Origin of the sequence: Rhabdothermincola sp. (assembly GCF_036846205.1) — a bacterium.
Taxonomy (GTDB): Bacteria; Actinomycetota; Acidimicrobiia; order Acidimicrobiales; family Acidimicrobilacustridaceae; genus Rhabdothermincola.
Genome location: NZ_DAIUCK010000183.1, coordinates 1 through 2,084, shown reverse-complemented (window position 1 = coordinate 2,084; position 2,084 = coordinate 1). Strand labels below are relative to the sequence as shown.

The window sequence follows — 2,084 nt, the reverse complement described above, 5'->3', positions numbered from 1 at the left end:
TTACCTGGCGGAGCGGGTGGCGGCAGTCAGCGCCGAGGTGCCGAGAACCTCGTTCGAGTTGCTCGAGGCGCCTGATCCGGCCACCGGGCTGTGCCGCTTCCTGGCCGACCACGAGGACGCGGTCATCGCCATGAGCACCCACGGCCGCAGCGGGCTCGACGACCACCCGCTCGGCAGCGTGGCCCAGGGCGTGCTGTTGGAGTCGCCTCGGGCCATGCTCTTCGTGCGCCCCACTCGTTAGCCGATCGGGGCCGGGCGCGCCCGTCGAGTAGCGGACCTGGTGTGGCCCGGTGCGGCCTGGCGTGGACCTCGGTCAGGGCGTGAAGGCGAGCGAGGCGAGGACCCGCTCGCCGAGAGGGATGTCGCCTTCGATGGCGACGCCTCCGGCCGCCCGTGCCTGCTCGGCGTCCCAGCGCCCGCCCCCCAGGGCGACGAAGGTCTCGAAGGGTAGGGTGATCCGCACGGTCGGGTCGTCGGGTGGTTGCTCGACCAGCCGGGCCCGGCCGTCCACCACCACCGGGAAGGTGATCCCGGGCCCGCCGGTGGTCACGAACACCACGGAGCTGCCCTCCGGGGCTCCCGCTCGCTTGCCGACGACGTAGCCCAGCGCGGCCCGGAAGCGCTCGAGGGCCACGTCCACCACCGGCCCGGTCAGGTGGCCGGGCCGGTCGAGTGCCCGCCGGATGTCCTGCTCGTGCATCCAGCAGTCGAACACCCGCACGGCCATGAAGTCCCGGTAGGGCACCTCGCCGATGGGTGAGAGGCTCGGCCGATCGAACTCCTCGGTGGTCATGGTCCGCAGGTGCTCGAGCCGGCGGGGGATCTGCTCCCGGAACTCGGCGAGCACCTCCGCCCCGGGACGGGAGCGGCGTTCCTCGACCCAGGTCTCGAGGCTGGCGGCGAAGGCGTCCCGCAGGTGCGGGAGGTGGGAGACGTCGACGGACGGTTGCGCGTCACCCATGAGCATGCGCTCCACCCCGACGACGTGGCTCACGCAGTCCTTGACGGTCCAGCCGGGCAACGCGGTCGGGGTCTGCCATTGCGCCTCGGTGAAGCCGTCGCAGAGCGCGTCGATCGAGGCCCACTCCTCGGCCAGCCGATCCACCACCGGTTCGTCCGCCATCTCCTCGATGCCTCCTGCCTCTCGGGTCAGGGCTCGACGACGAACGCCGCGATGTCGGCTGCCAGCCCGGCTCGGACCCGCTCGGCCCGCTCGCCCCGTAGGTGCTCTCGGGTTCGCCGGAACCCGGCTGGGTTGAGGGTGGTGGCGAGACCGCCGGCATGGTCCAGCGCGGCCTGCTCGACGTCGTCGGGTGAGACCACTTCGTCCAGGTAACCCGCCTCGACGGCGGTGGTGGGGTCGTAGATCCGGGCGTGGTTCACCGCTGCGGTGAGGTGCCGGGGTGAGAGGCGATCCCGGGCCAGCTCGGTGGCGAACCGGGGGACGGGCATCCCGATCGCCACCTCGTTGAGGCCGATCTTGAACTCCCCCGCGGCGCCGATCCTCGTGTCGGCCGCGAGCAGCAGGATGGCGCCCATGGCCAGGGCGTGGCCGGTCACGCCCAGCACGACAGGGGCCGGGAAGGTGTAGATGCGCAGGGCCAGCTCGGCACCCACCCGCAGCAGGTCACGGGCTTCGTCGATGCCGCTGCGCATGACGGTGAGGTCGAACCCGGCGGAGAACCGTCCGGGCCGGCCGGCGATGACCACCGCCCCGGCGGCGTCGGTCTCGGCCTGGGTGAGCCCGCGGTCGAGCTCGGCGGCGATGGCATGCGAGATGGCGTTGGCCTTGCCGTCGTCGATGCGGATGACGGCCACGGAGCCGTCGAGCTCGTAGGTGACGGCGCCCTCGGTGCTCCCGGTCATGCGCCCACCCCTGCCCCCGCCGGCGCGGGTGTCGGACGGCCTGCCGGTGCGCTGGCCCGGCGGTAGGCGGCGAGCAGGATCACCGCCACCAACGGCACGCCGACGTCGGTCGGCAGCACCCACACGTTCGACGGTTCGGTGTTGTCGTGCCCGACCCACTCCATGACGTGCCCGATGATGACCGGGACGAGGAAGAACGCCAACGAGCCCATGGCGAC

The 2,084-nt window shown here is 72.5% G+C and carries 4 protein-coding genes; 1 reads left to right on the top strand and 3 read right to left on the bottom strand.

Translation table 11 applies throughout. The features are described 5' to 3' along the window. Positions 1-241 (top strand): universal stress protein (locus tag V7004_RS15755; RefSeq protein WP_334145215.1); only part of this gene is annotated, 241 nt, incomplete at its 5' end. 72 nt (positions 242-313) lie between these two features. Here V7004_RS15755 and V7004_RS15750 read toward each other — a convergent pair. The 3 genes from V7004_RS15750 to V7004_RS15740 all read right to left on the bottom strand — a co-directional run. Beyond that, positions 314-1,123: a maleylpyruvate isomerase family mycothiol-dependent enzyme gene (locus V7004_RS15750; RefSeq protein WP_334145213.1), complete on the bottom strand. Its 810-nt coding sequence runs from the start codon at positions 1,121-1,123 to the stop codon at positions 314-316. Positions 1,124-1,149: 26 nt separating this feature from the next. Then, positions 1,150-1,866: a crotonase/enoyl-CoA hydratase family protein gene (locus V7004_RS15745; protein WP_334145212.1), complete on the bottom strand. Its 717-nt coding sequence runs from the start codon at positions 1,864-1,866 to the stop codon at positions 1,150-1,152. Further along, positions 1,863-2,084, bottom strand: a 222-nt coding sequence (locus V7004_RS15740) for a DUF6790 family protein (RefSeq protein ID WP_334145210.1), incomplete at its 5' end; no start/stop codon positions are given. The genes V7004_RS15740 and V7004_RS15745, both read right to left, overlap by 4 nt.

Bases quoted from the DNA above. Each gene is read 5' to 3' on its own strand.
- V7004_RS15750 (WP_334145213.1), bottom strand. From the start codon at position 1,123: ATGGCGGACGAACCGGTGGTGGATCGGCTGGCCGAGGAGTGGGCCTCG.
- V7004_RS15745 (WP_334145212.1), bottom strand. From the start codon at position 1,866: ATGACCGGGAGCACCGAGGGCGCCGTCACCTACGAGCTCGACGGCTCC.